The organism is Streptomyces sp. NBC_00344 (genome assembly GCF_036088315.1).
Taxonomy (GTDB): Bacteria; Actinomycetota; Actinomycetes; order Streptomycetales; family Streptomycetaceae; genus Streptomyces.
On record NZ_CP107996.1, the window covers coordinates 6,154,903 to 6,180,472 of the forward strand.

General features: G+C 69.8%; 29 protein-coding genes. 13 read left to right on the plus strand and 16 right to left on the minus strand.

Going from position 1 to position 25,570, the window contains the following annotated elements:
- Nucleotides 1-10 precede the first annotated feature (10 nt).
- Nucleotides 11-1,546 (plus strand): ATP-dependent DNA ligase, encoded by a 1,536-nt coding sequence (locus OHS16_RS27910; protein WP_328539997.1) that lies wholly within the window; start codon nucleotides 11-13, stop codon nucleotides 1,544-1,546.
- 60 nt (nucleotides 1,547-1,606) lie between these two features.
- Here the strand turns inward: OHS16_RS27910 and OHS16_RS27915 are convergent, their stop codons facing one another.
- The 4 genes from OHS16_RS27915 to OHS16_RS27930 all read right to left on the minus strand — a co-directional run bounded on the left by OHS16_RS27915 (nucleotide 1,607) and on the right by OHS16_RS27930 (nucleotide 5,498).
- The gene (locus tag OHS16_RS27915; RefSeq protein WP_328539998.1) at nucleotides 1,607-2,458 is read right to left on the minus strand and encodes an SGNH/GDSL hydrolase family protein; all 852 of its coding nucleotides are present in this window, start codon (nucleotides 2,456-2,458) and stop codon (nucleotides 1,607-1,609) included.
- A 107-nt stretch (nucleotides 2,459-2,565) separates the two neighbouring features.
- Nucleotides 2,566-3,600 (minus strand): hemolysin family protein, encoded by a 1,035-nt coding sequence (locus OHS16_RS27920; protein WP_328539999.1) that lies wholly within the window; start codon nucleotides 3,598-3,600, stop codon nucleotides 2,566-2,568.
- Nucleotides 3,597-4,928, minus strand: a complete 1,332-nt coding sequence (locus OHS16_RS27925; RefSeq protein ID WP_328540000.1) for a hemolysin family protein — start codon at nucleotides 4,926-4,928, stop codon at nucleotides 3,597-3,599. The genes OHS16_RS27920 and OHS16_RS27925 overlap by 4 nt, the downstream gene beginning before the upstream one ends.
- A gap of 141 nt (nucleotides 4,929-5,069) precedes the next feature.
- Nucleotides 5,070-5,498, minus strand: a complete 429-nt coding sequence (locus OHS16_RS27930; RefSeq protein WP_328540001.1) for a GNAT family N-acetyltransferase — start codon at nucleotides 5,496-5,498, stop codon at nucleotides 5,070-5,072.
- Nucleotides 5,499-5,601: 103 nt separating this feature from the next.
- Between OHS16_RS27930 and OHS16_RS27935 the strand changes: the two genes are divergently transcribed.
- Nucleotides 5,602-5,847, plus strand: coding sequence for an antitoxin (locus tag OHS16_RS27935; protein WP_328540002.1), 246 nt, complete (start codon nucleotides 5,602-5,604; stop codon nucleotides 5,845-5,847).
- The gene (locus tag OHS16_RS27940; protein ID WP_328540003.1) at nucleotides 5,844-6,215 is read left to right on the plus strand and encodes a fic family toxin-antitoxin system, toxin component; all 372 of its coding nucleotides are present in this window, start codon (nucleotides 5,844-5,846) and stop codon (nucleotides 6,213-6,215) included. The genes OHS16_RS27935 and OHS16_RS27940 overlap by 4 nt, the downstream gene beginning before the upstream one ends.
- A 484-nt stretch (nucleotides 6,216-6,699) precedes the next feature.
- On the opposite strand, the gene bioD is transcribed toward OHS16_RS27940, so the two are convergent.
- The 3 genes from bioD to bioB are packed head-to-tail and all read right to left on the minus strand — an operon-like array spanning nucleotide 6,700 to nucleotide 9,710.
- Nucleotides 6,700-7,383 (minus strand): dethiobiotin synthase, encoded by a 684-nt coding sequence (gene bioD / locus OHS16_RS27945; RefSeq protein ID WP_328540004.1) that lies wholly within the window; start codon nucleotides 7,381-7,383, stop codon nucleotides 6,700-6,702.
- A gap of 1 nt (nucleotide 7,384) precedes the next feature.
- Complete coding sequence (locus OHS16_RS27950) at nucleotides 7,385-8,656, minus strand: adenosylmethionine--8-amino-7-oxononanoate transaminase (protein WP_328540005.1); 1,272 nt, start codon at nucleotides 8,654-8,656, stop codon at nucleotides 7,385-7,387.
- The gene (gene bioB / locus OHS16_RS27955) at nucleotides 8,649-9,710 is read right to left on the minus strand and encodes a biotin synthase BioB (protein WP_328540006.1); all 1,062 of its coding nucleotides are present in this window, start codon (nucleotides 9,708-9,710) and stop codon (nucleotides 8,649-8,651) included. Before bioB ends, OHS16_RS27950 begins: the two co-directional genes overlap by 8 nt.
- 143 nt (nucleotides 9,711-9,853) lie before the next feature.
- Here bioB and OHS16_RS27960 point away from each other — a divergent pair, with 143 nt between their 5' ends.
- Nucleotides 9,854-11,008 (plus strand): 8-amino-7-oxononanoate synthase, encoded by a 1,155-nt coding sequence (locus OHS16_RS27960; protein ID WP_328540007.1) that lies wholly within the window; start codon nucleotides 9,854-9,856, stop codon nucleotides 11,006-11,008.
- Nucleotides 11,009-11,213: 205 nt separating this feature from the next.
- Nucleotides 11,214-11,645 (plus strand): ATP-binding protein, encoded by a 432-nt coding sequence (locus OHS16_RS27965; protein ID WP_328540008.1) that lies wholly within the window; start codon nucleotides 11,214-11,216, stop codon nucleotides 11,643-11,645.
- A gap of 9 nt (nucleotides 11,646-11,654) precedes the next feature.
- Here the strand turns inward: OHS16_RS27965 and OHS16_RS27970 are convergent, their stop codons facing one another.
- The 3 genes from OHS16_RS27970 to OHS16_RS27980 form a co-directional block, all read right to left on the minus strand.
- The gene (locus OHS16_RS27970) at nucleotides 11,655-12,128 is read right to left on the minus strand and encodes a C40 family peptidase (RefSeq protein ID WP_328540009.1); all 474 of its coding nucleotides are present in this window, start codon (nucleotides 12,126-12,128) and stop codon (nucleotides 11,655-11,657) included.
- A gap of 535 nt (nucleotides 12,129-12,663) precedes the next feature.
- A complete protein-coding gene (locus OHS16_RS27975) occupies nucleotides 12,664-12,972 on the minus strand; it encodes a hypothetical protein (RefSeq protein WP_328540010.1) in 309 nt (102 codons plus the stop codon).
- A gap of 7 nt (nucleotides 12,973-12,979) precedes the next feature.
- Complete coding sequence (locus tag OHS16_RS27980) at nucleotides 12,980-13,324, minus strand: ATP-dependent Clp protease proteolytic subunit (protein ID WP_328540011.1); 345 nt, start codon at nucleotides 13,322-13,324, stop codon at nucleotides 12,980-12,982.
- A gap of 89 nt (nucleotides 13,325-13,413) precedes the next feature.
- Between OHS16_RS27980 and OHS16_RS27985 the strand changes: the two genes are divergently transcribed.
- The 8 genes from OHS16_RS27985 (at nucleotide 13,414) to OHS16_RS28020 (ending at nucleotide 20,103) form a co-directional block, all read left to right on the plus strand.
- Nucleotides 13,414-13,680 (plus strand): type II toxin-antitoxin system Phd/YefM family antitoxin, encoded by a 267-nt coding sequence (locus tag OHS16_RS27985; protein WP_328540012.1) that lies wholly within the window; start codon nucleotides 13,414-13,416, stop codon nucleotides 13,678-13,680.
- A gap of 163 nt (nucleotides 13,681-13,843) precedes the next feature.
- A complete protein-coding gene (locus tag OHS16_RS27990; protein ID WP_328540013.1) occupies nucleotides 13,844-14,146 on the plus strand; it encodes an urease subunit gamma in 303 nt (100 codons plus the stop codon).
- A 16-nt stretch (nucleotides 14,147-14,162) separates the two neighbouring features.
- Nucleotides 14,163-14,474: an urease subunit beta gene (locus OHS16_RS27995; protein WP_328540014.1), complete on the plus strand. Its 312-nt coding sequence runs from the start codon at nucleotides 14,163-14,165 to the stop codon at nucleotides 14,472-14,474.
- Complete coding sequence (locus tag OHS16_RS28000) at nucleotides 14,467-16,188, plus strand: urease subunit alpha (RefSeq protein ID WP_328540015.1); 1,722 nt, start codon at nucleotides 14,467-14,469, stop codon at nucleotides 16,186-16,188. The genes OHS16_RS27995 and OHS16_RS28000 overlap by 8 nt, the downstream gene beginning before the upstream one ends.
- Nucleotides 16,188-16,889 carry an urease accessory protein UreF gene (locus OHS16_RS28005; RefSeq protein WP_328540016.1) on the plus strand — a complete coding sequence of 234 codons (702 nt, stop codon included), beginning with the start codon at nucleotides 16,188-16,190 and terminating at the stop codon, nucleotides 16,887-16,889. The genes OHS16_RS28000 and OHS16_RS28005 overlap by 1 nt, the downstream gene beginning before the upstream one ends.
- A gap of 27 nt (nucleotides 16,890-16,916) precedes the next feature.
- Nucleotides 16,917-17,591: an urease accessory protein UreG gene (ureG, locus tag OHS16_RS28010; RefSeq protein WP_328540017.1), complete on the plus strand. Its 675-nt coding sequence runs from the start codon at nucleotides 16,917-16,919 to the stop codon at nucleotides 17,589-17,591.
- Nucleotides 17,588-18,340, plus strand: coding sequence for an urease accessory protein UreD (locus OHS16_RS28015; protein ID WP_328540018.1), 753 nt, complete (start codon nucleotides 17,588-17,590; stop codon nucleotides 18,338-18,340). The genes ureG and OHS16_RS28015 overlap by 4 nt, the downstream gene beginning before the upstream one ends.
- A gap of 176 nt (nucleotides 18,341-18,516) precedes the next feature.
- On the plus strand, nucleotides 18,517-20,103 hold the full coding sequence (locus tag OHS16_RS28020) for an alpha/beta hydrolase (protein WP_328540019.1): 1,587 nt from the start codon (nucleotides 18,517-18,519) through the stop codon (nucleotides 20,101-20,103).
- Nucleotides 20,104-20,224: 121 nt separating this feature from the next.
- Here the strand turns inward: OHS16_RS28020 and OHS16_RS28025 are convergent, their stop codons facing one another.
- The 6 genes from OHS16_RS28025 to OHS16_RS28050 all read right to left on the minus strand — a co-directional run bounded on the left by OHS16_RS28025 (nucleotide 20,225) and on the right by OHS16_RS28050 (nucleotide 25,568).
- The gene (locus OHS16_RS28025) at nucleotides 20,225-21,277 is read right to left on the minus strand and encodes an NAD-dependent epimerase/dehydratase family protein (protein ID WP_328540020.1); all 1,053 of its coding nucleotides are present in this window, start codon (nucleotides 21,275-21,277) and stop codon (nucleotides 20,225-20,227) included.
- A gap of 64 nt (nucleotides 21,278-21,341) precedes the next feature.
- Nucleotides 21,342-22,043, minus strand: a complete 702-nt coding sequence (locus tag OHS16_RS28030; RefSeq protein WP_328540021.1) for a lysophospholipid acyltransferase family protein — start codon at nucleotides 22,041-22,043, stop codon at nucleotides 21,342-21,344.
- Between the two features lie 339 nt (nucleotides 22,044-22,382).
- Entirely contained in the window at nucleotides 22,383-22,544 is a 162-nt protein-coding gene (locus OHS16_RS28035) for a hypothetical protein (protein WP_328540022.1), read from the minus strand.
- Nucleotides 22,545-22,598: 54 nt separating this feature from the next.
- Nucleotides 22,599-23,552: a cytochrome c oxidase assembly protein gene (locus OHS16_RS28040; RefSeq protein ID WP_328540023.1), complete on the minus strand. Its 954-nt coding sequence runs from the start codon at nucleotides 23,550-23,552 to the stop codon at nucleotides 22,599-22,601.
- Nucleotides 23,553-23,673: 121 nt separating this feature from the next.
- A complete protein-coding gene (locus OHS16_RS28045; protein ID WP_328540024.1) occupies nucleotides 23,674-24,699 on the minus strand; it encodes a 6-phosphofructokinase in 1,026 nt (341 codons plus the stop codon).
- 140 nt (nucleotides 24,700-24,839) lie between these two features.
- Complete coding sequence (locus tag OHS16_RS28050) at nucleotides 24,840-25,568, minus strand: type 1 glutamine amidotransferase (RefSeq protein WP_328540025.1); 729 nt, start codon at nucleotides 25,566-25,568, stop codon at nucleotides 24,840-24,842.
- Nucleotides 25,569-25,570: the final 2 nt, after the last annotated feature.

A 25,570-nucleotide genomic window follows, 5' to 3' on the forward strand; every position in this document is an offset into this window, starting at 1 on the left:
GAGATCCGCCATGCTGCTGCACGATCTGGCTGCCACCTCTCACGCCGTCGGCGCCGAGCCGGCCAGGAACACGAAGATCGCGCTGCTCGCGGATTATCTGCGGGGTCTGGGGCCCGGCGAACTGCCGGCGGCCGTGGCCCTGCTCTCCGGCGAGTCCCGGCGGATGCGGATCGGGGTGGGCCCGGCCGCACTGCGCGATCTGCCGCGGCCCGCCGGGCAGCCGGTGCTCGGAGTCGGCGAGACGCAGGACGCGCTGACCGCGCTGGCCGCGGTGCACGGACCGGGATCCCAGGGAGAGCGGCGGAGGCTGCTCGAGGCGCTGTTCGCGGCTGCCACCGCTCAGGAGCAGTCCTTTCTGAGCGCGGTCCTGGTAGGGGAGTTGCGGCAGGGGGCGCTCGACGCCGTGGTGGCGGACGCGGTCGCCAGGGCGGCGGGTGTACCGCCGGCGGAGGTGCGGCGGGCGCTGATGTTCCGCGGCTCGGCCCGTGCGGTGGCGGCCGCCGCGATGGCGGGAGGGAGGGAAGCGCTGCGCGCGTTCGGCCTCGAGATCGGACGGCCGGTCCGGCCGATGCTCGCCGCAGCGGCGCCCGATGTCGCTGCCGCACTGGAGCGGGTCACGCCTGCCGCGCTGGAATGGAAGCTGGATGGCATCCGTGTGCAGGCCCACCGGGACGGTGACCTCATCACCGTCTTCACCCGCAGCCTGGACGACATCACCTCCCGGGTGCCGGAGGTGGTGGAAGCCGTGAGAGCCCTGCCGGTGCGCTCGGCCGTCCTGGACGGTGAGGCCATCGCGGTCGGAGCGGAGGGACGCCCCCTGCCCTTCCAGGTCACCGCGGCCCGTACCGCGTCCCGGCAGGATCCGGACCGCATGCGGGCCGAGGTGCCGCTGCGCGTCTACTTCTTCGATCTGCTGCACCGCGACGGTTGTGACCTCCTGGACCGGCCCGCCCAGGAACGCTGGTCGGCACTGGACTCTGTGGTACCCGAGGAGTTGCGGGTACCCAGAACCGTCACCACGGACCCCGACCGGGCCACGCGCTTCTTCGACGACGCGCTGGACCACGGCCAGGAGGGCGTGGTGGTCAAGGACCCCGCCGCTCCCTACGCGGCGGGCCGGCGCGGAGCCGGATGGATCAAGGTCAAGCCCCGGCATACGCTCGACCTGGTGGTCACGGCTGCCGAATGGGGCCACGGCCGGCGGCAGGGGTGGCTCAGCAATCTGCACCTCGCCGCGCGCGGCGAGGAATCGGATCCCGCGCCCTGGGTGATGCTCGGCAAGACCTTCAAGGGGCTCACCGACGAACTCCTCGTCTGGCAGACCCGGGAACTCCTCGAACGGGAGGAGAGCCGGGACGGCTACGTCGTGCGGGTCCGCCCGGAACTCGTGGTGGAGGTCGCCTTCGACGGACTGCAGCGCAGCTCTCGCTACCCGGCCGGTCTTGCCCTGCGCTTCGCCCGCGTACTGCGCTACCGCGAGGACAAGAGCGCCGCCGACGCCGATACCGTCTCCACGGTCCGCGCCCTCGCTCCGGAAGCACTGTGAGAGCAGGACCACAGGCGCAGCCCTGGGTGCCGGGGCGGCTCAGTGGGACGGCGCCAGGAATCACCTGAGCCGTGACGGCTCCTCCACGCGGCGCCAGCCGGTGACGGGCCCCGGGTTCGCGTCGTCAACGGGCGTGATCCAGAAAGCCTTTCCCGCCTCGCCGCTGTAGTGAGCGCCGAAGCGCCCGTCCCCGGACGAGCGGCCCGTCAGACGTCTGCCGATCCACGGCACCAGATGCTCGCGTGCGAAGCGCACATCACTGACGCGCCGTGCCGCCCAGCGCACCGGGGCCACTGACGGCAGGAGCGCCTGCCAGTCGTTTTCGGCGTCCATCCCCAGTGCCTGCCACACGGCCTCCGCCACCCGCCGGTGTCCGTCGGCCGTCAGATGCAGCCGGTCGACGTCCCACATCCGCGGATCGGCGAGAGCCGCGGCACCGTAGAGATCGACGACCAGCGCGCCGTGCCGGTCCGCCAGTTCGTCTATGAAGGTGTACAGCTCCTCCATACGCGGGCGGAAACGCTCCATCACCGGACCGTTGCGGCCCGGGCTGCGCATCAGCACCAGCTGCTTGCACGAAGGTGCCAGCCGCTCGACCGCCTCTTCCAGCCGGCCGCGCACCATGCTCATGTCGCACGCGGGCCGCAGGGTGTCGTTGAGCCCTCCCACCAGTGTCACCACATCCGCCCGGAGGGCCGCGGCGGCGCTGGTCTGCTCGTCGACGATCTGCCCGATGAGCTTGCCGCGCACCGCGAGGTTGGCGTACCGGAAACCGGGAGCACGTCCGGCGAGACGCTCGGCGAGCAGATCGGCCCAGCCGCGGTACGAACCGTCCGGCAGCGCGTCCGACATTCCCTCGGTGAACGAGTCGCCGACCGCGACAAGGCTGGTGTATGAGGCATTCAGTTTCATTTCGCAGTGATCGTACCGTGGCCGTTCAGGCAGATTCCGCGCCGCGGGGGACGATGAGTTCCACGCCGTCGGGGACGATCGGTTCCGCGCCGTCCGAGAGGTGCCTCTCAGCCGGCGGGCCCGGCCTGCCCCGACGGACCCCCGACCAGTTCGCGCAGCACGTCCTCCATGGTGACCAGGCCGGCCAGTGTGCCGTCGTCGCCCATCACCGCGGCCAGATGAGTACGGCTGCGGCGCATCGCCGTCAGTACGTCGTCGAGGGGACTGGAGGCCCGCACCCGCGCGATCTTCCGCATCGACGGCACCGTGAACGGCAGATCGCGCGGGGTGGCGTCCAGTGCGTCCTTCACATGCAGATAGCCCAGGATCCGGCGGTCGTCGTCCACCACGGGGAACCGTGAGAAGCCCGATTCGACCGACAGCCGTTCCAGCTGCTCCGGCGTCGTTCCCAGCCGCGCGTACACGACCCGTTCCAGAGGCACGACCACGTCGCGCACCGGGCGGCGGCCCAGCTCCAGGGCGTCGTGCAGCCGTTCGCTCGCCCGGTCGTCGAGCAGTCCGGCCGCCGAGGCGTCGGTGACGAGACGTGCCAGCCCGTCGTCCGAGAAGGTCGCCGCCACCTCACTCTTCGCCTCGACACCCAACAGCCTGAGCAGCCCGTTGGCGAACGAGTTCACCGTGAAGATCACCGGGCGCAGCGCACGCGCCAGTGCGACCAGTGGCGGACCGAACAGCAGCGCAGTCCGCACCGGCCCGGCCAGCGCGATGTTCTTCGGCACCATCTCGCCGAAGAGCATGTGCAGATAGGTGGCCGCGGTGAGCGCGATGACGAAGGAGATCGGATGGGTCAGCCCCGTGGGAAGGCCGACTGCGTGGAAGACGGGTTCCAGAAGATGTGCGATCGCCGGTTCGGCCACCACACCCAGGACCAGCGTGCACAACGTGATGCCCAGCTGAGCCGCCGCCATCATCGCCGAGAGGTGTTCAAGGCCCCACAGCACGCTGCGCGCTCTGCGGTCGCCCCGCTCCGCGTCCGGTTCGATCTGGCTGCGCCGTACCGAGATCAGTGCGAACTCACCGCCGACGAAGAACGCGTTGGCGGCCAGTGTCAGCAGGCCGATGAACAGCTGAAGAGCGGTCATCGCTCTGCCTCCTCGTCATCGCCGGCTTGCGGCGCGTGCAGCAGCAAGCGGGCGGCGCGTCTCCCGGTCGCGTCCACCACGTCCAGCCGCCATCCGGCCAGCTCCACGCTGTCTCCCTCGGCCGGAATGCGCCCGAGCACGGTGGCGACCAGGCCGGCCAGCGTTTCGTAGGGGCCCTCCGGTACACGCAGCCCGATGGTTTCCAGCTGGTCGGTACGTGCCGCGCCGTCGACGGAGTGGACCGTGCGGCCCTCGGCGTCCACTCCGGCGCTCGCGAGGTCGGGCGTCTCCCGCGGATCGTGTTCGTCCCGCACCTCTCCGACGACTTCCTCGACGATGTCCTCCAGCGTCACCACACCTGCCGTGCCGCCGTACTCGTCGATCACCACGGCCATGGTGCGTCTGCCGTACATCCGGTCCAGCAGCCGGTCCACGGTCAGCGTCTCGGGGACCAGCAGGGGAGGGCGCACCAGCCCGGACACCGGATGGCGCGGTCTGCGTTCGGCCGGCAGCGCCAGTACGTCCTTGATGTCGGCGACACCGACGACCTGGTCGAGGCTGCCGCGGTAGACGGGAAACCGGGAGAGCCCGGTGGCGCGGGTGGCGTTCGCGACGTCCTCCGCGGTGGCCTGGATGTCCAGGGCGATCACCTGGACCCGTGGAGTCATCACGTTCTCCGCGGTCAGGTCCGCGAGGTTGAGAGTGCGGACGAACCGCTCCGCGGTGTCCGCCTCCAGTGCGCCCGCTCGCGCCGAGTGCCTGGCGAGTGCGACGAGTTCCTGCGCGGAGCGGGCGGAAGCCAGTTCCTCGGCCGGCTCCATGCCGAGTCCGCGCAGCAGCCGGTTGGCCGTGTTGTTGAGATGACTGATCAGAGGGCGGAAAGCGCCGCTGAAGTAGCGCTGCGGAGTGGCCACCACCTTGGCCACGGCAAGCGGCGATGAGATCGCCCAGTTCTTCGGCACCAGCTCGCCCACCACCATCAGGAAGACGGTGGAGAGGGCCGTGCCGATCACCAGTCCCATGGAGGTGGCCGCACCGGCGGAGACCCCGATGGCTTCGAGCGGGCCGCGGATCAGCTTGCCGATGGACGGCTCCGCGAGCATGCCGATCACCAGATTGGTGACGGTGATGCCCAGCTGGGCCCCGGAGAGCTGGAAAGTGAGGCTGCGCACGGCCCGCAGGGCGCTCGCCGCACCGCGCTCGCCCCGTTCGGCGGCCTGCTCCAGCTCGCTGCGCTCGACCGTGGTAAGCGAGAACTCGGCGGCGACGAATGCCGAGCAGGCCAGCGAGAGCAGCAGCGCCACGACGAGCAGGAGCACTTCGGTCATCGCTTCACCTCTGTCCCATGGTCGGACACAGGCTCGGTGAATGCGCGATGTCGGCTGCTCGGAGGCTCGCCCATGGGCGGAGACTCACACCTTCCGGTAGCTGAGAAACGGATTCCCGCCATGGTAAAGGATGAGCAAAGGTCAGGGCTTCCGAAGCGGCTTGACCCATCGGCTCCACTGGGGCTCCGGCAGGTACCCGGCGGACCGCCAGGCATGGTGCGCGCGGTCATTGCGGTCGAGCACCATGGCGTCGGCGCGTCGCCCGCCGAGCTCACTGAAGCGCTCGTGCGCCGCGGCGAGGAGTGCGCTGCCGATCCCCCGCCGCTGCTGCTCCGGATGGACGGCGAGCCGGTAGAGATGACAGCGCCAGCCATCGAAGCCCGCGATCACCGTGCCCACCAGCACCCCGCCCCGCTCGGCGACCATCAGGGCTGCGGAGTCGCGTTCGACCAGCCGCTCGATGCCGTCCCTGTCGTCGCTGATGCTGACACCTTCCGCGGCCGTCTTCCAGAAGGCGAGCACCTCATCGAGGTCATCGGGCCCGGCGGCCCGGATTCGAAGATCTTCCATGGCCGGATCCCATCACTGTCCGGGCCGTAGGAGCGAGCCGGTTTCACCGTGCGGCCGGTTTCCGCCCTTGCCGCTGCTAGCACATGGGCGCTAGCTTTGTCAGGTGGCCAAGACTCAGCTGAACGTACGCGTGGACGAGGTGACCGCGGAAGCTGCCCGGCAGCGCGCGCTCCAGCGGGGGATGAGCGTGAACCGCTATATCGAGGAGCTGGTCAGACAGGACGCGGGTGAAGTCGGACACACCTTCGTCGAAGCGGCGGCCGATTTCATGAAGCAGTACGAGTCGGTCTTCGCGGAGGAGTTCGCCGAGGAGTTCACCGCTGACCGGCGCGGCGAAGGCAGCCGTTGAGTCTGCGCATCGACCTTCCCTGGCTGCTCATGGTCGCCGAGCACAAGACCCCTGGCGATCCGCAGGTCACCGACTGGGGCGCGCTGGTGGCCGCGGTCGGCCGGCACGAGGCGGAGATCTTCGGCATCCAGGTCTACAGCGACCCGCACACCCGTGCCGCGGCGTTGCTGCAACTGCTGCTGCATGTGCCGGCGCTTGAGCACTCCAACGCGATGTTCGCGTCCGCCGTCGCCTACGGCTACCTGGTTGCCTGCGGTCTGAAGGTCGTCACCTCCCCGGAGCAGGTCAGAGATCTTGCCCGTCTGGTCAAACTGGACAAGGCCGATGTGCGGTCCATCGCTGATGAGTTGCGTCAGTGGTGCCTGTGACTCAGCCCGGCCCGGCCCCGGCGGGCCGGCGTGCCGTCCCCGGTACACACGGGGCCGGATAGAGCTCAGGCTCCATTTCCGGCACGTTCGGACGGCGGTGTCCGCCGGAGCCCTCGATCGCCGCCAGATTGTTCCGCGCGGTGTGACCGTCGCCGGAGAGCGCCGTACGGACCGTACGGTCCATGGCGCGCCGGGCAGTTGCCATCACCCGGGCCGGCCCGGTGCCGTGCCCGGGGAGGGCAGTTCGCCACCGGGCCGCAGTACGCGCCGCAGCGGACAGCGCGCAGGGTCGCGGTGGGAATCCCACCGCTGGGCAAGGGCATCGGGCACCCAGTCCGCCGAACGGCCGCCGCGGACACGGTGCTTGTCCCAACGCACCCTCGCCAGGTCGCCGCCGCAGCCGGGCGGCGCTGACTTCCGTCCTGGCCTGGCAGCGTCCGGCAGCAGCACCACGGCAGCGCCCGGAAGCCGCCGTCGCCGTCGCTCATCCGGTCCAGCTGCCGCCCAGGACCGGTGCCAGCCAGCTCGGCGCCAGCCTGCGGAAGTCGGCCGGCTCCATCGAGCCCGCACCCTCCGGAACCGCTCCAAGCAGCGGGGCCCCGGCGGACTCCGGGAGATCGGTGAGATTGCACCGCGCGGCGAGTCCGGCTTCGGCGGGCCAGCTGCCGACCACCACACCGGCGCACTCCAGCCCCCGTGCGCGAAGGGCCTCCGTGGTGAGCGCGGTCGCGTTGAGGGTGCCGAGTCCGGCCGGCGCGACGACCAGAACCGGTGCCCCGATGAGCCGGGCGGCGTCGGCCAGCGTGCCGCCGTCGTCGTCGAACCGTACGAGCAGGCCGCCGGCCCCCTCGATCAGTACGAGGTCGTGCTCGGCGGCCAGCTTCTCCGCCGCTTCCGCCACGTCCCGCGGCCGCACCGGAGTCATTCCAGCGCGCCGCGCGGCCGTCGCCGGTGCGAGCGGTTCCGGGAACCTGGCCAGTTCCACCGCTGTCACCACCCCGGCCAGCCGGGCGACCTCGTCGGCGTCGCCGTGCTCACCTGGGGCCACACCGGTCTGTGCGGGTTTGAGCACCGCGACCGAACGGCCCCGCGCGGTGGCGGCCACAGCGGCGGTGACAATCGTCTTGCCGATCTCCGTGCCGGTGCCTGTGATCACCAGAACCGTCATCTCAGGCCTCCCGGGCGACCGCGCACACCGCACGGCAGATGTGGGCCAGATCCCGGTCACCGGTGATGTACGGCGGCATGGTGTAGACGAGATCGCGGAAGGGCCGGAGCCAGACGCCTTCGCGCACCGCCACACGGGTGGCCGCGGCCATGTCCACCTGGTGATCGAGCTGTACGACCCCGATCGCGCCGAGCACCCGGACCTCCCGTGCCCGAGGCAGATCCCCTGCTTCGGCGAGGCCGTCCTGCAGGCCGGCCTCCAGCCGCCGGACCTGCTGTGCCCAGTCCTGGCCGAGCAGCAGCTCCACCGAGGCGCAGGCCACCGCGGCGGCCAGCGGATTGCCCATGAACGTCGGCCCGTGAGCCAGCACCGGCACATCGCCCTGCGCGATGCCGGCGGCCACCCGAGGCGTGCAGAGGGTCGCCGCCATCGTGAGGTAGCCGCCGGTCAGAGCCTTGCCCACGCACATCACGTCCGGTGCCACCCCGGCATGCTCCGCGGCGAAGAGTTTCCCCGTCCGGCCGAAGCCGGTGGCGATCTCGTCGAACACCAGCAGCACACCGTGGGTGTCGCACGCTTCGCGCAGCACCCGCAGATACGCGGGGGAGTGGAAGCGCATACCACCGGCTCCCTGCACCACCGGCTCCACGATCACGGCGGCGAGCTCGTCCGCGTGACGGCCGATGAGCTCGTCGAGGTGGTCCGCGTACGCCTGCTCGTATTCGGCGGGCGGCGCGTCCGCGAAGATCTGACGCGGCAGCACCCCGGACCACAGGTCGTGCATCCCGCCCTCGGGGTCACAGACCGACATGGGCTGCCAGGTGTCGCCGTGGTATCCGCCGCGCCAGGTCAGCAGCCGCTGCTTGGCGGGGCGGCCGACCGAGCGCCAGTACTGCAGACACATCTTCACCGCGACCTCGACCGACACGGAACCCGAGTCGGCGAGGAACACATGCTGGAGCGGTTCCGGGGTGATCTCCACCAGCTTCGCCGCGAGCCGCACGGCGGGCTCATGGGTGAGCCCGCCGAACATCACATGACTCATCCGGTCCAGCTGGCCCCGTGCGGCCTCGTTGAGCACCGGGTGGTTGTAGCCGTGGATCGCCGACCACCAGGACGACATGCCGTCGATCAGCTCGCCCGTGCCCGCGACCCGCAGCCGCACTCCGGAAGCGGACTCGACCAGCAGCGGATCCTGGCGCCCGGGCATCGGCCCGTACGGATGCCAGACATGCCGCCGGTCGAGATCGAGCAGTTCGGCCGTGTCAGGCATTGGGAGCGAAATCCGTCCCGGCCCCGCGCCTGCGGACCGACACCAGGTCCGTACGGTGGTCGGGCAGCGTCGTGGTGTCCGCGCCCTCCACGACGAAACCGGCGTCCGCGATCATGTCGAGGTCGGCCTGTCCTGCCTGTCCCTCACTGGTCAGGTAGTCGCCGAGGAAGATCGAGTTGACCAGGTGCAGAGCGAGCGGCTGCAGCGAGCGCAGGTGCACCTCGCGGCCGCCCGCCAGCCTCACCTCGGCGTCGGGGCAGATGAACCGCACCATCGCCAGGATGCGCAGACAGCGCTGCGGCGTGAGGTTCCACTGCTCGGCGAGCGGGGTCCCCTCCATGGGAATGAGGAAGTTGACCGGCACCGAGTCGGGGTCGAGGTCACGCAGCGCGAAGGCCACATCGACCAGATCCTCATCGCTCTCGCCCATTCCGGCGATCAGCCCGGAACAGGCCGAGAGCCCAGCGGCCTGGGCCTGCTGGACGGTCTCCACCCGGTCGGAGAAGTCGTGGGTGGTGCAGATGTCGGCGTAGGTCGCTTCGGAGGTGTTGAGGTTGTGGTTGTAGGCGTCGGCGCCCGCGGCGCGCAGCCGTTCCGCCTGTCCGCCGGAGAGCAGCCCGAGGCAGGCACACACCTCCACGCCCTCGTTCTGTTCCTTGATCGCCTCGATCGTCTCCGAGACACGGTCGACGTCGCGGTCGGTGGGCCCCCGCCCGCTGGCCACCAGGCAGACCCGCTTCGCGCCGCCGGCCACACCGGCTGCCGCCACCTGAGAGGCCTCGTCCGGCTTCAGCCAGGTGTACTTGAGAATCTCCGCCTTGGAGCCCAGCCGCTGCGAGCAGTAGGAGCAGTCCTCCGGGCACAGCCCGGACTTCAGATTGACGAGATAGTTGAGCTTCACCCGCCGCCCGAACCACTGACGGCGTACCTTTCCGGCTGCGGTCACCACATCGAGCAGTTCGTCGTCCGACGTCGCCAGTACGGCGAGCGCCTCTTCACGGCTCGGCAGTTCGCGCCGCAGCCCCTTGTCCACCAGCGTGTTCAGCAGGTCCATAGGGGTGATCCTGGCCTACGGCACCACGTCAGGCCAAGGAGGATCTGAACAACACCACCGTCCTGGGGTGTGTGCATTGCCACACCATGACCCCGCTTGACCCTCGCTAAGGTCTGTGAACTGCCTACAAAAAGGGACCGATCATGCCTGGTGCGACGCCTCCATCCCCGTTCGAGTGGATCGATACCGCGGCAGGTCTGCGCTCCCGTGCCGGACTTGTCCGGACACTCCGCCCCCGCCCGGCCCATTCGGAACTCCTGGATCTGGCAGGCAACGACTACCTCGGGCTCACCCGCAGTCCGGAGATCACCGGCGCGGCGGCCGGGGCGGCCCGCCGCTGGGGCGCGGGTGCGACAGGGTCGAGACTGGTGACCGGCTCCACGGAGCTTCACGCGGAACTCGAGAGCGAACTCGCCGATTTCTGTGGCTTTGAGGCGGCGCTGGTCTTCTCCTCCGGGTACGCCGCCAATCTGGCGGCCGTCACGGCCCTGACCGACCGCGACTCGCTCATCGTCTCGGACGCGGGCAACCACGCCTCGATCGTCGACGGCTGCAGGCTGTCCCGGGCACAGACGGAAGTCGTCCCGCACAGCGACCCGGAGGCGGTGGCCAAAGCGCTCGGCGCCCACGGCGGACGCGCCGTCGTGGTCACCGACTCGGTCTTCTCCGTCGACGGTGACGCGGCGCCACTGGCCCGGCTGGCAGCCGCCTGCCGCCGGTACGGCGCCGCGCTGCTCGTGGACGACGCACACGGGCTCGGTGTGCTCGGTGGCGGGGGGCGGGGAGCGCTGCACGGCGCGGGACTGGCCGGTGCGGAGGATGTGGTCGCCACGGTCACCCTGTCGAAAGCCCTGGGCAGTCAGGGCGGTGCGGTACTCGGACCCGCCAGAGTCATCGAACACCTGGTCAACGCGGCCAGGACGTTCATCTTCGACACCGGCCTGGCGCCGGCTGCCGCGGGCGCCGCACTGGCCGCTCTGCGGGTGCTGCGCGGGGATCCCGGACTGGCGGGGCGCGCCCGTACCGTGGCGCGCGAACTGCATCGCCGCCTCACCGACGCGAGCCTGGTGGCCGTACCCCCGCAGGCCGCCGTTGTCTCCGTGCGGGCCCCATCGGCGGCCCAGGCGGTGCGCTGGGCGGCTGACTGCCGTGAAGCGGGACTGCTGGTCGGCTGTTTCCGCCCGCCATCGGTTCCGGACGGGATCTCCCGGCTGAGGCTCACCGCCCGCGCGGATCTGACGGACGGGCAGATGGAAGCCGCGGTGGCAACCATCGTGCGGACCGCGCCCGCCGGGTGACGGCTGCCGGATCACGCCTGTCCAAATACGTTCTCCCGTCGCAGAGTTCATCACTTTGAGCGACTGAAACGGGCCCATCTTCGTGGATTGCCGACGCTCCGGTCACCATGAGTGTCACGCTGGCACGAAGCGCAGTCCGAGGCCGCCCTCGAAGCGCATCCGCGCGGAGTCGGAGCCGGCACCGGTGGGAAAGGGACAGGCCGTCATGGCAGACCACCAGGAATCACATGTCGTGCTCCCGAGCGAGCCCGCCTCGGTCCCGGCGGCGCGGACGTATGTCGCCCGGGTGCTCACCGAATGGGGGCTGCCGGGCGACGGGGATGCCGCGGAAGCGATCCGGCTGATGGTCTCGGAGCTGGCGACCAACGCCGTTCAGCACACCTTCGGTCAGTCGCCCGCCTTCACCGTGCGGCTCGTGCTGGAAAGGGACGAGCAACTGCGCATCGGTGTGACGGACAGTCATCCGCGCTGGCCGCAGCGGCTCCCCGCGGCAGTACAGCAGGACAACGGCCGGGGCATGGTCATCATCCGCTGGCTGGCCGCCGAGAACGGCGGCCGGCTGTCGGTCACCCCGACCCCGGAGGGCGGCAAGACGGTGTGGATCGCGCTGCCCTGGACGGCCCCCGTCCAGCCCTGAACCGCCGACTCAGCGCACGCGCCCGTACCAGACGCTCCTGGACCAGATCCGCTCCAGCCTGACCACCGAGCCGGTCCTCGGTGAGTGCCAGATCTTCCCGTGTCCCGCGTACAGGCCGACGTGGAAGACGTTCCGTCCGTAGTGGAAGAACACCAGATCACCTCGCTTCCGGCTGGAGGGCGGGATGTGGCGCACGGTGTTGTACTGCGCCTGCGCGGTGCGGGGGAGTCGCTTCCCTGCCTTCTTGAACGAGTAGAAGGTCAGCCCCGAGCAGTCGAAACGCGATGGCCCCGCGGCTCCCCACTGATAGGGCGAGCCCCGTTTGGATGCCGCGATCTGCAGTGCTCTGGCGGCATGAGTGGCGGCCTGGGCCTCTGGTGTGGCACCGGGTGCCAGTGAGGTTCCCGCGACTGCGACGAACGTGAGGGCCGAGGCGGTTCCGGCCCGGGTGAGCAGAGACGGGATGTGAATCTGCGCAGACATGCGCAACCCTTCGTCAAACCGCCTGTGAAGGTTGACCTGTCGGGTTCGGGCCGGCGAAGTTGCCCGGTCGCCCAACGGGTGGCCGACTGATCGAGTCGGTTGTCCCACTGGACGGCTTCACCCCAAGGGGCGACATGTCTGTCGCCCCGGACTGCTTGGGTCCTCCACTCCTGCCGATCCACTCGTGTCGACCAGACATCCGGGTACGGCGGCAGGACTCGGCGTCCGCCCGGACCGCCCCGCCGTGGTGGCGGGGGCTTGTCGTCCCAGGGATCTTGACTCACAACGCGCCGGATTTCCGTCTGACAGCGCCGGTCGGCACGCTGCGCGCCAATGGCCTGTTCGAGTGGGCAACGGGGTTTCGATGGCGATCGTCCGTCGGTTCCAGGCCCGCTACCAGGTGCGCAGCGGCGCTCCGGGGCGTACGACCGGCTGCTCCGCGCAACTCGTACCAGCCGGTCGGCCCACGGATGTCTCCGTCTTCCGGGCGTCGCCCATCGGGGTGTTGGCGGCGGCCGAAAGGATGGCTACGGGCTCAGCCGCCAGCAGTGGGAGGCAGCGAAACCCGCGCTGTTCTGCGCTCACCGTCGAGCACCCGCAGCGCACGCGCCAGGGTCTCGGCGTGCAGCCCGTTCTCGCCGCGCCGGTGCATCAGATCCAGTGCGTCCCTCACTGCGGCAGCTCTGCTGACCAGGGCCTGCGCGGCTCTCAGCGCGCCGTAAGTGTCGCCTCCGTGTGCCGGGTTGATACGACCCAACTGGTCGATCACTTCGAGATAGCTGTCGATGAACTCGCACTCGGCCCGGGTCAGTGCGGGCAGTGGCGGCAACTCCGGTGGCAGCACGGTGCGTTCACCCTGCCGGTGTACTCGGGAAGGGCTCGCTGCTGTCCAGCACCAAGTCCACCGGGCGACGGGTCCGGGCCGCCGGGGCGTCGAACACCGTGCACCGCTCCATGCCGCCCGTGATCCGCCCGGCGTCCCGCCCGGTATGGCGGGCGATCGGCCGCACCATCACGCTGCGCCTTTGCGGCAACTGCCGCAACTCCTCGGCATGGACGTCCAGGTCACGGGGCCGGTCCCGCACCGGCTCTTCGATGGCGGGGTGCTGTATCACGATGCGCGCGCCCGGAAGCGCCATCCGCTTTCCGGGCGTGCCCGCCGCCAGGACCGCCGCGCGGGCGGAAGGTCGGTTCATGGCGTACCTCTCCTCGGACGGCGCCTCTGCCCTCGGACGGCGCCTCTGTAAAAAATGTACAGGACGTACAGACGGTTATGATGGGAAACATGGTCTACGAGATTCCGGTGACGCAAGCCCGAGCAGAGCTCGCCGATCTGATCAACCGTGTCGTATACGGCGGGGAACGAGTGGTCGTGACCCGTCACGGCAAGCCACTGGCCGCCCTCGTCTCCGCTGCCGACCTGGAACGACTCGAGAAGGCCGAGGCTGCGGGCGAGGAGCGGGCGACCGGTTCTCTCTCCTCGGTCCGCATGACTTCAGCCCCCGGTGAACACGGGCGTTTCGGTGGCGTCGCCGAGCACCGCGAACGTTGATCATGAACCGGCAAACGACCGGTTAACGTGCCGGAAAAACTTCCGCCCTAATGTGCAATGCCTGGCGGCCGGCCCTTTCGCCCTGCATCAACAAAGTGTTGATGTCGAGTGGTTCCCGCGGTGCCCGGCCGGGGCCCGGGGCAGAAGACGGTGAGGCGGAAGTGTGCAACTGACACCCCATGAGCAGGAGCGCCTGCTCATTCACGTGGCGGCCGACGTGGCCGAGAAGCGCCGGTCGCGAGGTCTGCGGCTCAATCACCCCGAGGCGGTCGCCCTGATCACCTCGCACATCCTCGAGGGCGCGAGGGACGGCCGGACCGTGGCCGATCTGATGGCGTCCGGACGCCGGGTGCTCAGCCGGGAGGACGTCATGGAAGGCATCGCGGAGATGATCCACGATGTCCAGGTCGAAGCGACCTTTCCGGACGGCACCAAGCTCGTCACCGTTCATGAGCCGATCGTCTGACCGGGGAGCGAAGCCGATGATTCCGGGAGAGATCCTTTACGCGAACGACCCGCTGCCCCTCAACGAGGGCCGTCGGATCACCCGCCTCACCGTGCTCAACGCCGCGGACCGGCCCGTCCAGATCGGCTCCCACTACCATTTCGCGGAAGCGAACCCGGCTCTGCGGTTCGACCGCGACGCGGCGCACGGGCAGCGGCTGAACATCGCCGCCGGGACCGCGGTGCGTTTCGAGCCCGGGGTCCCGGTCGCCGTCGAACTCGTTCCCATCGCGGGGCTGCGCATCGTCGCGGGCCTGCGGGGAGAGACCGCGGGAGCTCTCGATGGCTGACATCACGCGTGCCGTGTACGCCGACCTCTTCGGCCCCACCACGGGGGACCGCATCCGCCTCGCCGACACCGCTCTCCTGATCGAGATCGAGGAGGACCGCTGCGGAGGCCCCGGGCGGGCCGGTGACGAAGCGGTGTTCGGCGGCGGCAAGGTGATCCGTGAGTCGATGGGCCAGTCGCGGGTCACCCGCGCGGAGGGCGCCCCCGACACCGTTATCACCGGCGCCGTGATCCTCGACCACTGGGGCGTCGTCAAGGCGGACATCGGCATCCGGGACGGACGTATCAGCGGGATCGGCAAGGCGGGGAACCCGGACACCATGGACGGCGTCCATGCCGATCTGGTCATCGGCCCGGAGACCGAAGTCATCGCCGGCAACGGCAGGATCCTCACGGCCGGCGCCATCGACGCGCATGTGCACTTCATCTCACCAACCCTGGTCGACCAGGCGCTGTCCTCCGGGATCACGACGCTCGTCGGCGGTGGCACCGGCCCCGCGGAGGGCACCAAGGCGACCACCGTGACGCCCGGGCCCTGGCACCTTGCCCGGATGTTCGAGGCTCTGGAGGGATACCCGGTGAACGTCGGGCTGCTCGGCAAGGGCAACACGATGTCCCGCGAGGCCATGCACTCCCAACTGCGCGCGGGCGCACTGGGATTCAAGATCCATGAGGACTGGGGGGCGACACCGGCCGTCATCGACGCATGTCTGGGTGTCTGTGAGGAGACAGGGGCCCAGCTCGCCATTCATACCGACACGCTGAACGAAGCAGGGTTCGTCGGTGACACCCTGGCAGCCATCGCCGGACGCTCCATTCACGCCTACCACACCGAGGGCGCGGGAGGCGGCCACGCTCCGGACATCATCACGGTCGTATCCGAACCGAACGTACTGCCCAGCTCCACCAATCCGACCCGGCCGCACACCGTCAACACCATCGAGGAACACCTCGACATGCTGATGGTCTGCCACCACCTCAACCCGGCGGTTCCGGAGGACCTGGCCTTCGCCGAATCCAGGATCCGGCCGTCCACCATCGCGGCCGAGGATGTTCTGCACGACCTCGGCGCCATCTCGATCGTCTCATCCGACTCCCAGGCGATGGGCCGCATCGGGGAGGTCGCGCTGCGTACCTGGCAGACCGCGCACGTCATGAAGCTGCGCAGGGGCGCCTTGCCCGGCGACGGCAGGGCGGACAACCACCGGGCACGTCGCTATGTCGCCAAATACACCATCAACCCGGCGGTGGCGCAGGGACTCGACGGCGAGATCGGATCCGTGGAAAGCGGGAAGCTGGCCGATCTGGTGCTCTGGGAGCCGGCGTTCTTCGGTGTCAAACCACACCTGGTGCTCAAAGGCGGCCAGATCGCATACGCGCAGATGGGAGACGCCAACGCGTCCATCCCCACCCCCCAACCGGTGCTTCCCAGGCCCATGTTCGGCGCCAAGGGGCGAGCGCCGTCGGCCAATTCGGTCAACTTCGTCACACAGTCGGCGCTCGACGACGGTCTGACCGAACGCCTTGCCCTCGGCAAGGATTTCGTGGCGATCCGTAACACCCGCTCCGTCGGCAAGGCGGACATGCGACAGAACGACGCCATGCCGCACGTCGAGGTCGATGCCGACACCTTCACCGTGGCGATCGACGGCGAGCGGGTCGAACCCGCACCCGCCGCCGAACTTCCCATGGCCCAGCGGTACTTCCTCTTCTGATGGCCGATTCCCCGGACCAGCTGTCGCCGAGCCGGTCGGCCCTCCTGGTACTCGCCGACGGCCGGTTCCCCGCAGGCGGCCACGCCCACTCCGGCGGGGTGGAACAGGCGGTCACCGCAGGACGGATCCGCGACGCACAGGACCTGGCGGGCTTCTGCCTCGGGCGGCTGAACACCACCGGCCTCACATCGGCGGCGCTCGCCGCCACCGCCGCCCTCGGAGCCGATCCCGCTGAGGTCGACGAGGCCGCCGACGCCCGGACGCCGTCACCCGCGCTGCGCTCCGCTGCCCGCCGGCTCGGACGGCAGCTGATGCGCGCGGCCCGCGCCACCTGGCCGTGCCCCGAACTCGACGCGCTGGCCGCGGTCCGCCCCCGCGGTGCGCACCAGCCCGTGGTCCTCGGGGTCACCGCGAGAGCGGCCGGCCTCGGACCGCTGGACGCCGCGCACTGCGTGCTGTACGAGGCGGTGAGCGGACCGGCCACGGCGGCCGTCCGGCTGCTGAGCCTCGACCCGTTCGAGGCCTCCGCCGTACTGGCCCGTCTGACGCCCGAACTCGACCGGGTCGCCGCCCGGGCGGCTGTGGCCGCTCTGGACGCCCTGCGCGACGGTCTCCAGGGACTCCCCGCGGCATCCGCGCCGATGCTCGACATCACGGCGGAGGCGCACGCCGTCCGCCCCGTACGCCTCTTCGCCTCGTAGCACCTGTCACACCACTGGAGCCGCCGTATGCATCTCGACCACCTCCGCCCCGCCATGGCGGTCAGCGCCGACGCCACCCGCCCCGACGGAACGAAGCGGGCCCTGCGCGTGGGCCTGGGAGGCCCCGTCGGATCCGGCAAGACCGCGACGGTCGCCGCGCTCTGCCGCTCCCTGCGCACCGAACTCTCCATCGCGGTGGTCACCAACGACATCTACACCCGTGAGGACGCCGCGTTCCTGCTGCGCAACGCCGTTCTGCCACCCGAGCGGATCAGGGCCGTGGAAACGGGGGCCTGCCCGCACACCGCGATCCGCGACGACATCTCCGCCAACCTCGAAGCGGTGGAGGATTTGGAGGACGCGGTGGGACCGCTCGACCTGATTCTGCTCGAGTCGGGCGGCGACAACCTCACGGCGACCTTCTCCAGAGGCCTTGTCGACGCGCAGATCTTCGTCATCGATGTGGCGGGAGGGGACGACATCCCGCGCAAGGGCGGCCCCGGAATCACCACGGCCGATCTGCTCGTCATCAACAAGACCGACCTCGCACCCCATGTGGGGTCGGATCTCGACCGGATGGCCCGCGACGCGGCCGCCCAGCGCGCCGAACGCCCCTTCGTCCTCACTTCGTTGAAGGGTGAGGACGGTGTACGCCCGGTGGCCGACTGGGTACGCGCACAGCTCGCCGGCTGGACCGCATGAGCATCAGAGCCACTGCCCGTGTCGTTGCGGCCCCCGACGGCCGGGGCGGCACGGCGCTGCCCGTTCTCGAGAGTGACGGGCCGCTGGCGCTGAGGCGTACCCGCGGCTCCGGAACTGCGGCCGGTGTCACCGTTGTCGGCGCGATGAGCGCACCGCTCAACGGGGACCGGCTCGCCGTCGAGGCCGAGGTGCGCCCCGGCGCACGGCTCCGGCTCGGCTCGGCGGCCGCGACGATCGCCCTTCCAGGACACGGCGACGAACCGGCCCGGTACGACATCCGGATCACCGTCGGCGAGGATGCCGAACTGTGCTGGCTTCCTGAGCAGTTGATCTGCGTCAGAGGCAGCCGTCTGCGGATGACCACCCGCATCGATCTGGCGGAGGGCGCCCGGCTGGTCTTCCGCGAGGAACAGGTCCTGGGCCGCCACGGCGAGGCTCCTGGCACGCTCGGAACACGGCTCACCGTGCGCCACGGCGGACGCCCTCTGCTCGACCAGGAACTCGGATTCGGCCCCCGCGCCGCCGGCGGGTGGGACGGCGGAGCCGTGCTTGCTGGATACCGGGCGGTTGGCCAACTCCTGGTCGCCGAGCCGGGTTTCGTGGAGAAGAAGCCACTTCCGCGGTTGCTCGGAGAGACAGCGGCACTGACCCCGCTCGCCGGTCCGGCAGTGCTGGTCACGGCGCTCGCTGCCGATGCGATGGGGTTGCGCGCCCTGCTGGACGAGGCGGTGAACAGCGAGGGCTGGTGAGCCGCACAGCACCCGCACAGCCGGAGTACCGCTCAGCGGTACTCAGCCGTCCGCATTTCGGGTTGGTAAAGAAACGCCCATGCGGCCTGTTGTCAGGGATGGTTCAGCAGCGAGGATCCCCGTACGTACTGGACAGCGCCGCCGCGCGCGGCGCTTCACACAGGGGGAGGTACCACGTGAGACGTACCGCAGTGCTCGGCTCGGCCGGCGCTCTGGCCGCGGCGACTCTCATAGCGGGCGCCATGGCCGCTCCATCGGCCGTCGCCGGTGACCGTCACCACGGCCACCACGGCAGTTCCGAGGCGTACGGCGCCGCGATCGCCGCGGCACGGGCGGCGAAGCAGGGCATCGACTGGCGGGACTGTCCGGCGGACTGGGCACTCGCCACACCGGTGCAGTGCGGCTGGGTCAGCGTCCCCGTCGACTACGCGCGGCCGGACGGACGGCATATCAAGCTGGCCGTGGACCGTGCGGTGAGCACCGGGAGCGCATCCGAGCGACAGGGCTCCCTGGTCTACAACCCGGGCGGCCCCGGAGGTTCCGGGATGCGTTTCCCGGTACGCTCCACCAGTAAGAGCGCTGTGTGGGTCAACACCGCGAAGGCGTACGACTTCGTGGGCTTCGACCCGCGCGGGGTGGGCCACTCGGCCCCGATCTCCTGCATCGACCCGCAGGAGTCCGTCAAGGCTCCGAAGGCCGACCCGGTGCCGGACAGTGAGGCGGACAAGCGCGCCCAGCGCAAACTCGCCGCGGAGTACGCGGACGGCTGCCAGGCGCGCAGCGGCGCGATGCTGCCGTACATGACCACACCGAACACCGCGCGAGACCTGGATGTCATCAGGGCGGCACTCGGTGAGAAGAAGCTGAACTACCTGGGTGTCTCCTACGGCACCTACCTCGGTGCGGTCTACGGGACCCTCTTCCCGGGCCATGTCCGCCGCATGGTCGTCGACAGCGTGGTCAATCCCGCGCAGTCGAACATCTGGTACGAGGCCAACCTCGGCCAGGACGTCGCCTTCCAGGGACGCTGGAACGACTGGGAGGCGTGGGTCGCGAAGAACGACGCCACCTTCCACATCGGCGACACCCCCGCCAAGGTCGAAAAGCGGTGGCTCGAGCTGCGGGCAACGGCGAAGAAGAGCCCGATCGGCGGGGTCGTCGGACCCGCCGAGCTCCTCGGTCTCTTCCAGAGTGCCCCGTACTACGACTCCTCGTGGGTTCCAGTCGCCAAGACCTGGAGCGCCTATCTCGCGGGCGACACCAAGGCGCTGGTGGACGCAGCAGGGCCGGACATGTCCGACACCGCGGGCAACATCTCCGCGGAGAACAGCACCGCGGTCTACACGGCCGTGGAGTGCGCGGACGCCAAGTGGCCGACCAGCTGGCGCACATGGGACCGGGACAACACCCGGCTCAACAAGGACTACCCGTTCCTCACGTGGTCCAACGCCTGGATGAACCTGCCCTGCGCCACCTGGCCCGCGAAGCAGCACACCCCGGTGGACGTCCACACGGGCAAGGGGCTGCCGCCGGTACTGATCGTGCAGTCGAAGCGTGACGCCGCCACACCGTTCGAGGGCGCCGTCGAACTGCACAAGCGCTTCAAGGGCTCGCGTCTGATCATCGAGAAGGACGCGGGTTCGCACGGTGTGACCGGACTGGTCAACCCATGCGTCAACAGCCGGGTCGACACCTATCTGCTGACCGGCGGCACGGACCGCAGCGACGTGACATGCACACCGCACGCGACGCCGCAGCCGTGAAGCCATAGCCCGGGTGGGGCTGCCGGGAAATCCGGCAGCCCCACCCGGGAGGTGCGGTCCGCCCGGGCGGGCCGGGGACAGGGCAGCAGACGGTCCACGGACAGCTGCGCCCGCCGCCGGGTCACCTGGAGCCGGACCGGCCCGCGCCCTTGAGCCATGCGTCCTCGGCCGCGTAGTCGAAGAGGTCGAGATGCGGGTCGTAGGTCTTCGCCATCGCCGGGAATGCCTGCCGCCAGTCCCGGCCGTGCAGTTGGGCGGTGAGCCACTCCACGGTCTCGGGGAGTGATTCGGCGTAGCCCGTCACCGGACGGTAGCCCAGCTCACGTTCGGCGGCCGACATGTCGTACACCACGGGGTGGTCGACACCCCAGGGTGTGTTCCCGACGGGCGCGGGGCCCTCGATCAGCACGAGTTCGCTCCGGACGCCCATGGCCTCGTCGATGGCCGCGCTGATCTCGGCGACGGTGGGTGCCTGGGGATCCGCCCCGTTGAGGACGCGTGACCCGGGCCGGCGCGCGGCCAGCCGGATCATCTCCGCGAGATTGGAGACATGGGCCGGATGGAAGCGGCTCCTGCCGCCGTGCGCCAGAACCCGGACCGGCCGCCGGTCGAGCGCCCGCTTGACGAAGAACAGTTCGCGCGGTGTGCGGCAGTGCGGACCATGAACCGCGCCTGCGCGTACCAGGGTCACCGGGAGCGTCGCAGCCGCGGACAGCAGTCCGTGCTCCAGCTCGATCTTGCGGGTGCCGTATGTCGCGGGCCCCGGGGCAACCGTCGGCTGTTCCTCCGGGATCGGCACCGGGTACCGGGGGAAGCCGTCCGGATCACCCTGGGTGTCGAAACTGCGTCCCGCGTCGTCCTCGTACACGGCACCGCTGGAGATCACCACCGCGGATCCGATCCGGTCGGCCAGGCCGGTCAGTTGCCCTGCGTGGGACCGGTCGTAGGCGACCATGTCGACCAGCACATCGCAGCCGTCCCCGAGAGCCGAGGCGAGCGCCCCCTCATCGTCCCGGTCGAGCCGCACACTGCGGACGCCGTCCGGCCAGTGGTCGTCACGGCCGGCTCCCCGGGAGCCCGCCCGTACCTCCCAGCCGTCCGCCGCGAGAGTGCGCACAACGGCGCGGCCCATCTGTCCTGTTGCTCCCAGTACGAAAGCGCTTCCCGTTGTCATGTCTCCACGCTAGGTACCGCTGTGCCACCCGGGCCAGGGTCTTCTGCTCAGGGCTAATGCGCCCTCAACGCAGCTTTCTGGGGAACTTCTTGGCGTGTGCGGCCTTCACGTCCGCGGCGTACTGGTCGACGTACTCCTGACCCGAGAGGCCGAGGATCGCGTACATGATCTCGTCGGTCACCGCGCGCAGCGCCGCCTTCTGGTTCTCCATGCCGGCATAGCGGGAGAAGTCGAGGGGTTCGCCGAAGCGGATCGTCACCCGCTTGATCTTCGGCACCTTCTGCCCCGGCGGCTGGATCTCGAAGGTGCCGACCATGGCGCATGGCACCACGGGGACCTGGCCCCTGATGGCCATCACCGCGACACCCACCTTGCCCTTGTACAGCTTCCCGTCGTGCGAGCGGGTGCCCTCCGGATAGATCCCGAGCAGCTCACCTCTGCCCAGCACACCCAGGCCCTCGCGAACCGCGGCCTTTCCCGCCTCCTTGCCCGATCTGTCGACCGGGATCTGCCCGGCGCTCCGGAAGAACGCCGCGGTCAGACGTCCCTTGAGCCCGGGGCCGGTGAAGTACTCCTGCTTGGCGAGGAAGGTGATACGCCGCCGGAGGACAGTCGGCATCAGGAAATGATCGGAGAATGACAGATGGTTCCCCGCGACGATCGCCGCGCCATCTTCCGGGATGTGCTTGAGCCCCACGGTCGTGGGCCGGAACAACAGTCGGAGCAGAGGTCCCAGAATGGCGTATTTCAGGATGTAGTAGAACACCCGGATCCTTTCGCTCCGCCGGACGCGCCCCAGTGGTGTGTCCGGCCAGGTCACTGCTTGTCCCGGGGCGGTCAGTCTAAATGCAGGGGTTGCTTCGTGTAACCACCGCGTCGCCAACAGCGGCGATCACCGCGACCGGCCCGGTGGGCGCCTTTCACCCTCGCCGTCCGGGTGTGGCGGCGTGCCGGGGCGCCCGGAGGCCGGCCGGAGCGGATGCGCCGGTCCGGCGCGGGCTGTCGCTCCCGGTCACGGTCTGGCCGGAACGGCACCGCGACCGGGCCGGCAGGGCGGCGGAGCGCACCGATGCCGTCCGGCGGGGCGTCGGGTCCGCGCCCCGGCTCAGTCGCTGCCGCGCGAGGCGATCATCCCGAGGGTCACCAGCCCCAGGACAACCCAGCCGAACCACAGCCAGCCGTTACTGCCGAGCACCGCCGTGTACCCCGTGACCGTGACCAGAGCACCGATGGTCGTGACACCCATCGCTTTCGTGGAACCGGGCATGCCGCTCCTCCTCCGGGCTGGAGCACCATCGTCGCCCGAGAGGGGGCATCCCCGCTACTGGCCGCGTGTCTGCAGTGACGCGAGATAGGCGTTGTACGCGGCCAGCTCCTTGTCACCGTCACGGTCGGCGGCCCGGTCGGAGCGCCGGGCGACCCGCTGTTCAGACCGGTACCACTGGAAGACCAGCGCGATCAGCACCAGCACCGACGGGACCTCGCTGAACGCCCAGGCGATCCCGCCCGCGGCCTCCTGGTCGGAGAGCGCGTCGATGCCCAGCGAAAGCGGCGGGTGCGTGTACGCCTGCACCATCGGCTCGGTCGCCATCATCAGCGCGATGCCGAAGAAGGCGTGGAACGGCATGCCGGCGAAGAGCTCCAGCATGCGCATGAGGTAACCGGGCCGGTGCGGCCCCGGGTCCACACCCATGATCGGCCAGAAGAAGACCAGACCGACGAAGAGGAAGTGCACCATCATCGCGATGTGTCCGGTCTTCGACCCCATGAGCGTGTCGAAGAGCGGAGTGAAGTACAGCCCGTAGAGGCTTGCGATGAACAGCGGAATCGTGAACGCGGGGTGCGTGATGATCCGCATGTAGCGGCTCTGCAGCAGCGCGAGCAGAAGTTCCCGCGGACCCTTGCGGCTGTCCCGGCCGGACACCGGCAGGGCGCGCAGCGCCAGCGTGACCGGTGCGCCGAGCAGCAGGAGAATGGGCGAGAGCATGGAGATGATCATGTGCTGCACCATGTGCACACTGAACATGACCATGCCGTAGTCGTTGAGCTTGGTGCACATGGTCAGGGCCACGGTCAGCACACCAATGGTGAAGAACACGATCCGGTGCACCGGCCAGCTGTCGCCGCGCCGGCGCAGCCGCAATGCGCCCCAGCCGTAGAGTGCCAGCCCCAGCAGGCAGCCGATCAGGAAAAACGGGTCCGCGGAGAAAGCCAGCCCCCGGCCCAGCGTGAACGGCGGCAGATCCATGGTCATGCCGTGCCCGCCGTGATCCATCCACTCACTCCTGATCCGTGCCTGATGTCCGCACCAGACTAGAACTGCCCCCGGCCGCAATCGCGACCGGGGGCAGTTCGTGCCGTATCGGACGAATGCGCTGTCCTCGGAGGAGGAGCCGTCAGAGGACGCACTCGGCTTCGGCGTAGCGTTCGGCCGGGACGGTCTTCAGGGTCTCCACCGCCTCGGCCAGCGGCACCATGACGATCTCCGTGCCACGCAGCGCCGTGAGCATCCCGAAAGCCCCGCGGTGCGCGGCTTCCACCGCGTGCCAGCCGAACCGGGTCGCCAGGACGCGGTCATAGGCCGTGGGGGTGCCGCCGCGCTGGACATGGCCGAGTATCACCGGGCGGGCCTCCTTGCCCAGTCGCTGCTCGAGCTCGACGGAGAGCTGCCTGGCCACACCGGCGAAGCGCTCATGGCCGTACATGTCCTTGGCACCCACATCGAAGCTCATCGAGCCCTCGCGGGGCTTGGCGCCCTCCGCGACCACCACGATGGCGAACTTCTTGCCGGCCGAGAAACGCCTGCCGACCAGCTCGGTGAGCTCGTCGATGTCGAAGGGGCGCTCGGGGACCACGATGGCGTGCGCACCGGCGGCCATGCCCGAGTGCAGTGCGATCCAGCCGGTGTGGCGCCCCATGACCTCGACGATCAGCACCCGCTGGTGCGATTCGGCTGTGGTCTTGAGGCGGTCGAGGGCGTCGGTCGCGACGCCGACGGCCGTGTCGAAACCGAACGTCACGTCCGTCGACGCGATGTCGTTGTCGATGGTCTTCGGTACGCCGACGATCGGCAGTCCCGCGTCGGAGAGCAGGCTGGCCGCCTTGAGGGTGCCCTCGCCGCCGATCGGGATGATCGCGTCGAGGCCGAGGTCGGCGACATGGCCCTTGGCGCGCTCCACGCCGTCACGCAGGTGGGCGGGCTGTACCCGGGAGGAGCCGAGGATCGTCCCGCCGCGGGCCAGGATGCCACCCACCGCGTCGAGGTCGAGCTTGCGGTAGTCGCACTCGAGCAGCCCCTTCCACCCGTCGTGGAAGCCGATCACCTCGTCACCGTGATCGACGACGGCACGGTGAACTACCGAGCGGATGACGGCGTTCAGGCCGGGGCAGTCCCCGCCGGAGGTGAGCACACCAATTCGCATTGCCCGAAAAACCTTTGCAACGTGGGCCGAGGACCGGACCACGTCGTCCGGTTGGATCCCCGTCACCATACCGGCGCGGAGCGGCCGGACCGCATCTGGCGTCCGACTGCTGGACACCGCTCACATGTACGCAGAGGGCCTCATGCGGGCTGCGTAGCTGCGGCGACGCGTTCGGCACGCAGTGCCTCGTACCACCGGTCGTCGGTCGGGGGCAGCGCGTTGACATCAAGCGCCAGCTTCAGCAGCAGGTCAGCGATCTGCGGGTTGCGGGCCAGCACCGGTCCGTGCATGTACGTGCCGAAGACGGTGTCGTTGTACGCGCCCTCGGTGCCGTCCCCGGTGCCGTTGCCCCGTCCGAGCGACACCCGCGCGAACGGGCGCGCGGTGGGTCCGAGATGGGTGATGCCCTGGTGGTTCTCGAAGCCGGTCAGCGGCGGCAGACCGAGGCGCTGGTCGATGTCGCCGTACACGTCGCCGACGCACCGGGCGCCCTCGCCGCGCGTGGAGACCACGTCGAGCAGACCGAGCCCTGGCTCGCGTTCACCGAGGTCGTTGATGAACTCGTGGCCGAGGATCTGGTAGCCGGCGCAGACCGAGAAGATGATCGCGCCGTTGGAGGCCGCACGGCTGAGACCGCCGTCGCGGCGCAGCCGCTCGGATGCGAGCCGCTGCGGGCGGTCCTCACCGCCGCCGATCAGGTAGATGTCGCCGGATGTCGGTACCGGCTGGTCGCTGCGTACGTCGATACGTGACACGTCGAGGCCGCGCTGACGGGCCCGGCGCTCCACGACCAGGGCATTGCCCTGGTCGCCGTACGTGCTCAGCAGGTCCGGGTAGACCCACACCAGGCGCAGGCTGTTGTCGCTCATCA